The sequence below is a fragment of the Zavarzinia sp. genome, from assembly GCF_049306435.1.
GTDB lineage: Bacteria > Pseudomonadota > Alphaproteobacteria > Zavarziniales > Zavarziniaceae > Zavarzinia.
The window spans coordinates 1-6,201 of the sequence record NZ_JBAQRT010000246.1 but is presented as its reverse complement, the minus strand read 5'-3'; the positions used below and the strand labels follow the sequence as shown (position 1 = coordinate 6,201).

At 68.1% G+C, this 6,201-nt stretch carries 6 protein-coding genes and 1 pseudogene; 5 read left to right on the top strand and 2 right to left on the bottom strand.

All coding sequences use genetic code 11. The annotated features are described in order from the left end of the window. A pseudogene (locus tag WAZ62_RS14330) lies at positions 1-258 on the bottom strand (M48 family peptidase); the annotation flags it as partial. 106 nt (positions 259-364) lie between these two features. On the opposite strand from WAZ62_RS14330, the gene WAZ62_RS14325 reads away from it, so the two are divergent. From WAZ62_RS14325 to WAZ62_RS14310, 4 genes are all read left to right on the top strand, one after another. Further along, a complete protein-coding gene (locus tag WAZ62_RS14325; RefSeq protein ID WP_422644216.1) occupies positions 365-1,165 on the top strand; it encodes an SDR family NAD(P)-dependent oxidoreductase in 801 nt (266 codons plus the stop codon). Positions 1,166-1,277: 112 nt separating this feature from the next. Further along, positions 1,278-1,709, top strand: coding sequence for a CBS domain-containing protein (locus WAZ62_RS14320; protein ID WP_422644215.1), 432 nt, complete (start codon positions 1,278-1,280; stop codon positions 1,707-1,709). Between the two features lie 22 nt (positions 1,710-1,731). Then, a complete protein-coding gene (locus tag WAZ62_RS14315; protein WP_422644214.1) occupies positions 1,732-2,952 on the top strand; it encodes an esterase/lipase family protein in 1,221 nt (406 codons plus the stop codon). Beyond that, positions 2,937-3,869, top strand: a complete 933-nt coding sequence (locus WAZ62_RS14310) for a hypothetical protein (protein WP_422644213.1) — start codon at positions 2,937-2,939, stop codon at positions 3,867-3,869. Before WAZ62_RS14315 ends, WAZ62_RS14310 begins: the two co-directional genes overlap by 16 nt. Here the strand turns inward: WAZ62_RS14310 and WAZ62_RS14305 are convergent. After that, positions 3,862-4,818, bottom strand: coding sequence for a patatin-like phospholipase family protein (locus tag WAZ62_RS14305; RefSeq protein WP_422644212.1), 957 nt, complete (start codon positions 4,816-4,818; stop codon positions 3,862-3,864). The two genes, WAZ62_RS14310 and WAZ62_RS14305, sit on opposite strands and share 8 nt — an antisense overlap. A 105-nt stretch (positions 4,819-4,923) precedes the next feature. Between WAZ62_RS14305 and WAZ62_RS14300 the strand changes: the two genes are divergently transcribed. Then, on the top strand, positions 4,924-5,724 hold the full coding sequence (locus WAZ62_RS14300; protein WP_422644217.1) for an inositol monophosphatase family protein: 801 nt from the start codon (positions 4,924-4,926) through the stop codon (positions 5,722-5,724). The last annotated feature ends 477 nt before the right edge of the window (positions 5,725-6,201 follow it).

The following is a 6,201-nucleotide window of genomic DNA, read 5'->3' as shown; positions in this document are numbered from 1 at the left end:
CAGCAGGGGCACCCTCGCGCCCGGGGCGAAATCGATGCGCGGCGGCAGGCCGGCGAGACGCGCGGCGATCCAGCCGGCGTTGCCCCGGGCGAAGGTCAGCCCCTCGCGTTTCGAGACCCGGGCCGGCAGGGTCAGGACCACCACCTCGCGCCGCTGGTCGACGCGCAGCAGCAGGCGCCGCGCCCGTTCATCCGTGCGCATTTCGAGGGGAACCGAGGTTCCCCCGATATCGAGCATGATTTCGCTGACGGCAGCCATGTTCCGTGATCCTGTACCGGGAAGCGGGCATGCGCAGGCCCGAGACCCATTCTAGTGTCCGCGTCGCCACGATGCCAGCGGCGGGCGGCGAGCGAAGGCGAACCCCATGACCACGAAACGCCCCCTGGCCCTGATCACCGGCGCTTCGAGCGGCATCGGCGCCGATCTGGCCCGCGAATATGCCGCCGATGGCCACGATCTGATCCTCGTCGCCCGCGGCGAGGCCGCTTTGGCCGCCCTCGCCGCCGAAGTCGCCAAGGCCCATGGCGTCACGGCGACGGTGATCACCGCCGATCTGCTCGATCCGGCCGCGCCGCGTGCCCTGCTCGCCGATATCGAGGGGCGGGGCTTCGTGGTCGATGTCCTCGTCAACAACGCGGGCTTCGGCGACGGCTCCCCCTTCGCGGGTGCCAGCCGGGACAAGACCCTCGGCATGGTCCAGGTGAATGTCACCGCCCTGACCGACCTGATGCACGGCCTGCTGCCGGGCATGGTCGCGCGCGGCAAGGGCATCGTCCTCAACGTCGCCTCGACCGCCGCCTTCCAGCCGGGGCCGAGCATGGCGGTATACTGCGCGACCAAGGCCTATGTCCTGTCGTTGTCCGAAGCCGTGGCGGAGGAATTGAAGGGCACGGGCGTCACCGTGACCGCGCTCTGCCCCGGGCCGACGCGGACCAATTTCATGGAGGTCGCCGATGTCGCCGGCAATGCCCTGTTCTCCAAGGGGCTGGTGCCGGTCATGACCTCGGCCGAGGTGGCGCATATCGGTCACAAGGCGGCGAAACGGGGTCAGGTCGTCGCCATCGCCGGCCTCATCAACCAGATCGGCGCCCTGGCGCCCCGCTTCACGCCCCGCTTTGTCACGCGCAAGCTGACCGGCCGTCTGCTGGCATCCGGCCGGCATTGACCGCACCTGAAAAAACATTCGGCCCCCGGCGCCAGAAGGCTTGCGCAAGGGTCGGTCACCCCCCCATCATGAAAAAAAGATAAAAGTCGCTCACAGGCCCGGGGGAGGTGACATGACTGTCGAATCAATCCTGAAACACAAGGGGAGCGACGTCTTTACCGTCGGTCCCGAGGATTCGCTGGAAGCAACCGCCAGCCTGCTGCATTCGCGCCGGATCGGCGCCGTCATCGTGAAGGCGATGGACGGTGGCGTGGTTGGTGTCCTGTCGGAACGTGACATCGTGCGCGGCATCGCCCAGGGCGGCGGCACCTGCCTGCAGCGTCCGGTGAAGGATTTCATGACCGGCAAGGTCGTGTCCTGCCACCTGAAGGACACGGTGATCGAGGTCATGGCCCTGATGACCGATCGGCGCATCCGTCACCTGCCGGTGATCGAGGAGGGCAAGCTGGTCGGCATGATTTCCATCGGCGACGTGGTGAAGCGCCGCATCGATGAAGCCCTGATGGAAGCGGACGAACTCCGCCGTTACATCGCCGCCGGCTGATCGGAGGCTGTTTCTTCCCATCATGCCGTTGGTGTTTCCCTGGTATCGCGACCTTCAGGCGGCCCTGGGTCTTGGCTTCGATGGCATCGACCGGATGCTGGCTCTTCTCGAGGAAAGCCATGCCGGCATCGCCGAGGCCCTGACACCCATCTGGTTTCGCGGGGTGTTGCCGCCGGCCGCCTTCGCCCGTCTGGCCTATCGTCTCGCCCGTGACATCAATGGCGCGGTCGGGCAGGGGCTGGGTCGGGGGCTCGCCCTGCTGCCGGCACCGGCGGCGGCGCCCGATGGCAGTCTCGACCTGCCGGGCCGGGCCATCACCGTCGCCGCGCTGAACGGCGTGGTCGGCGATCATCTGGAGGCGCGGGGCAATCCCCTCGCCATTCCGATGCATGTTCGCCATCGCGGCCGGCTGCTGCGTCCGGGCGTGGCCGGCACGGCCGGGATCCTGGGCGATGCCGCCGACCATCTCCTGCTGATGGTTCATGGCCTGTGCATGGCCGATGTCTTCTGGCACCGCCAGGGCCATCATCATGGCCGCTTCCTGGCCCGTGAGGCGGGCGTGACGCCGGTCTCGGTGGTCTATAACACCGGGCGTCACGTCTCGGCCAATGGCGCCGATCTGTCGGCGCTGATCGATGATCTGGTCCGCGACTGGCCGGTGCCTTTGCGCCGCCTGTCCATCCTCGGCTACAGCATGGGCGGGCTGGTCACCCGGGCGGCGATCGTGGCCGGGCGGCGCCAGGGGGCGTCCTGGCTGTCGCTCGGCGCTCATGCGATCTATCTCGGCACGCCCCATCACGGCGCCCCGCTGGAGCGCGGCGCGCATCAGCTGCAGGCGATGGCCGAGCTCAATCCCTTCCTCGCCTCGCTCGGCCGGCTGACCCGGGTGCGTTCGGCCGGGATCACCGATCTTCGCCATGGCAATATCGTCGAGGAAGACTGGCGGGGCCGCGACCGCTTTCACCGGACCGCCGGGCGGAAGCGGCGGCCGCTGCCGCTCGATCCCGCCTTTCGCCACCATGCCGTCGCCGGAACCCTGGGGTTGGCGCCCGGCGACATGACCGACCGGATGTTGGGCGATGGTCTCGTGCCGATCGACAGCGCCTTTGGCCGTCATGCCGATGCGGCCTATGATTTCGGTCTTGCCGCCGCCGACCGGCTGCTGGTGACCCAGACCGGGCATCTCGATCTCCTGTCCTCGATGGCCGTGGCTGATGCCATGGCGAAATGGCTGAAATCTTGAAAGTCACCCTCGATCTCGACCAACTGGTCGCCGCTGGCGAATTGACCCCGGCGGAGGCGGAACGCCTTTCCCTGCTCGGCCGGCAGACCACCTCCATGCTCGCGTTCAATATATTGGTCGGCTTCGGCGTGCTGGCGGTCGCGACCGGCGCCCTCGCCCTCGTGCCCCAGCCCGGAACGGCGGTGGTGATCGGCCTCGTGATCGCGGCGGCGGGGTTTGGCATCGCGCGGGGCGGGCTCGCGGACTGGGGCCTGCTCGCGCAGCTCTGCATCATCACCGGCAGTCTGATCGCCGGCGGCGGCGCGCTGACGGCCGGCGATTTCAGCGTGTCCGCCTTTCTGATCGTCGCCCTCGTCTATGCGATCGGCGCCGGGGTGGCGGGCAATGGCTTGCTGGCCGCCCTTGCCGTGATCGCCGTCTCGGGCGCGGTCGGGGCGCAGGCCGGCTATCTGGGCGAGGGCGGCTATGGTCTCGCCGTGCCGGATTCAAGCCTCGCCATTCTCGTCATGGTGGCCCTCGCCGCGATCCTCGTGGGACTTGCGCGGGTGCTCGGGCCGGCGGCCGGGCGCCTGCCGCGGGTCGGAGCGGGGACGGCGGTGATCGTCGCCAATTTCGGCTTCTGGGTCGGCTCGCTGTGGGGCGATACCATCGATCTTGGCGGGACCGAGCCGCTGGTGGTGCCCGAACTCGCTTTCACCATCGCCTGGGCGCTGGTCCTGCTGGTGGCCGGGATCCGGGCCGGACTGTCCGGTGCCCGCTGGATCCTGAACTGCGCCGCGATCTTCGCCGCCATCCACCTCTATACCCAATGGTTCGAGCGGCTGGATACGACACCCGAATCCATGCTGGCGGCGGGTATTCTCGCCCTCGTACTCGCGCTGGGCCTCGCCGCCCTGAACAAGCGCCTCTCTACATGAGGCCGCCCAGGGCTTCGTCAAGATCGGGCCAGGCCCGCTCCACCGCCGCGGCGCCGAGGCTGATCATGTCTTCCGCCCGGTCGAAATCCATGAAGCCATAGCTGTTCAGGCGGGGCGCGATGGTCACGTCCGGTGGCTCGCCCGCGAGGCGGCTGCGGGTCAGCCGGTCCTGAACGATATCGAAGGCCGAGGCGACGACGGACATGATGCCAGGGGTATCGCGCCGGGGCGGGGTCTTCACCTTCCCCTTTCCCCGGGGGCGGGGCACCGGCAGCCAGCGCAGACGGGGCCTGGCCGGATCGGCCGCCTCCGCCTCGGCTTCCGCCGCCTCGATATCCTGCAGGATATCGTCGGCCTCGGGCGCCGGACTCTGCACCCGGGCGCGGCCGAAACTGTCGGCGTTCAGATTGACGGCGATGACGATGCGCGCCTCCATCGCCCGGCAGACCGAGATCGGCACCGGATTGACCAGCGCGCCATCGACCAGCCAGCGGCCCTGCCGCTCCACCGGCGGGAAGATCCCGGGCAGGGCATAGGAGGCGCGCACGGCATCCACCACCGGCCCTTCGCGCAGCCATATCTCGTGACCCGAAACGAGATCGGTGGCGACGGCGATGAAGGGGCAGGACAGGCCGCCGATATCGACATCGGCCAGATGCTGCAGCAACTGGTCCGACAGGCGCTGGCCGCCGAACAGGCTGCCGCCCGACATGCGTGGGTCGAGATAGCGCCAGAATTTTCGCCGGGCGAGGCTGTGGGCCCAGTCCTCGAACATATCCAGCTTGCCCGCGGCATAGGCGGCGCCGACCACCGCGCCGATCGAGGTGCCCGCGATCACATCCGGCCGCACCCCCCGGGCCTCCAGGGCGCGCAGCACGCCGATATGGGCGAAGCCCCTCGCGACGCCGCTGCCAAGGGCAAGGCCGACATGGGGAAGATTGCGTGCCATGATGCGCGTGCCTCGCAGAAGCTGAACCTGTCCGATTAAGACGGTATTCCGGGCCGGGTTCCAGCCCTGCAAGGACATGGCGTTGGAGATTTGAAGGTGCCTGACATGCTGGAACAGATCGCTGGCCTCATCCGCGACGTGGCGGAGACGGAACTCCTGCCGCGCTTCCGCCATCTGGCGGATCACGAGATCGAGGAGAAGTCGCCGGGCGATGTCGTCACCGTCGCCGATCGCGCCGCCGAGGACCGCCTGACCGAGGGGCTGTCCCGCCTGGTGCCCGGCTGCACCGTGATCGGCGAGGAGGCGGCCCATGCCGATCCCGCGATTCTCGACCGTCTCGCGGATGAAGGCCCGGTCTTCGTGGTTGATCCTCTGGACGGCACCGCCAATTTCGCCGCCGGCCGGCCGGAATTCGCCGTGATGGTGGCGCAGCTCCGGTGCGGCCGGCCGGTCGCCGCCTGGATTTACGATGCGCTTGGTCGCCACATGGCGGTCGCGGAAGCGGGCGGGGGCACATGGCTCGAGGGCGTGCGGGTCCGACTCGGCAAGGCGCCGCCATTGGCCGAGGCTCGGGGCGCGGCCCAGACGCGCTTTCTCGATCAGCCCTGGCGCGACCGGCTGGATGCGCGGCGGGGGGATTTCGTCGATGTCGGCTCCACCCTCTGCGCCGGGCACGATTATCTGCGCCTGCTCGGCGGTCAGGTGGATTTCCTGCTCTATTGGCGGACCCTGCCCTGGGATCATGCCCCGGGCTCGCTTCTCGTTCAGGAAGCGGGCGGGAAATCGGCGCGGCCCGATGGCCGGGATTTCATCTGCGATCGCACGAGTCGGGGGATTCTCTCGGCCGTGGACGAGTCGCTGTGGCGCCAGGTCCGGGCCAATCTGCTGCCGCATCTCGGAAACTGACGGGAATCCGCGGCTCTTCGCGGCACTGCCAAAAAAACTTCATTTAAGGCTTGCGCGGCATCGGCCCCGGGCCTACAAACCGCGCCTCGCCGACGGGCACCGGGTGACTGGGTTTTGTAGGCGGGGCTGGCGGCGGTGGCTTTCAGATCCCTCGGAAGAGGCGAAGAAGAAAGCGGTTGACGCGGGCTGGAGCGGTTGGGTATAAGCCGCGCCTCGCAGTGCCTGGAGGTAACTTCTGGTGTTGCAGTGAAGACCGGTGATCTGGTTCGCGAGGGCCACGAAAAAGCGGTTGACACGAAGGGGCGGGGTTTTGTATAAGCCGCACCTCGCAGCGCCGGGAGGTAACTTCTGGTGTTGCAGTGAAGATCGGTTGGTTTGGTTCTTCGGGACTTGAAAAAAACCGGTTGACACGATGGGGTGGTGGTAGTAGAAACCGCGACCTCGCAGCGAGCCGAAAGGTGGTGCTGCAAACCGAAG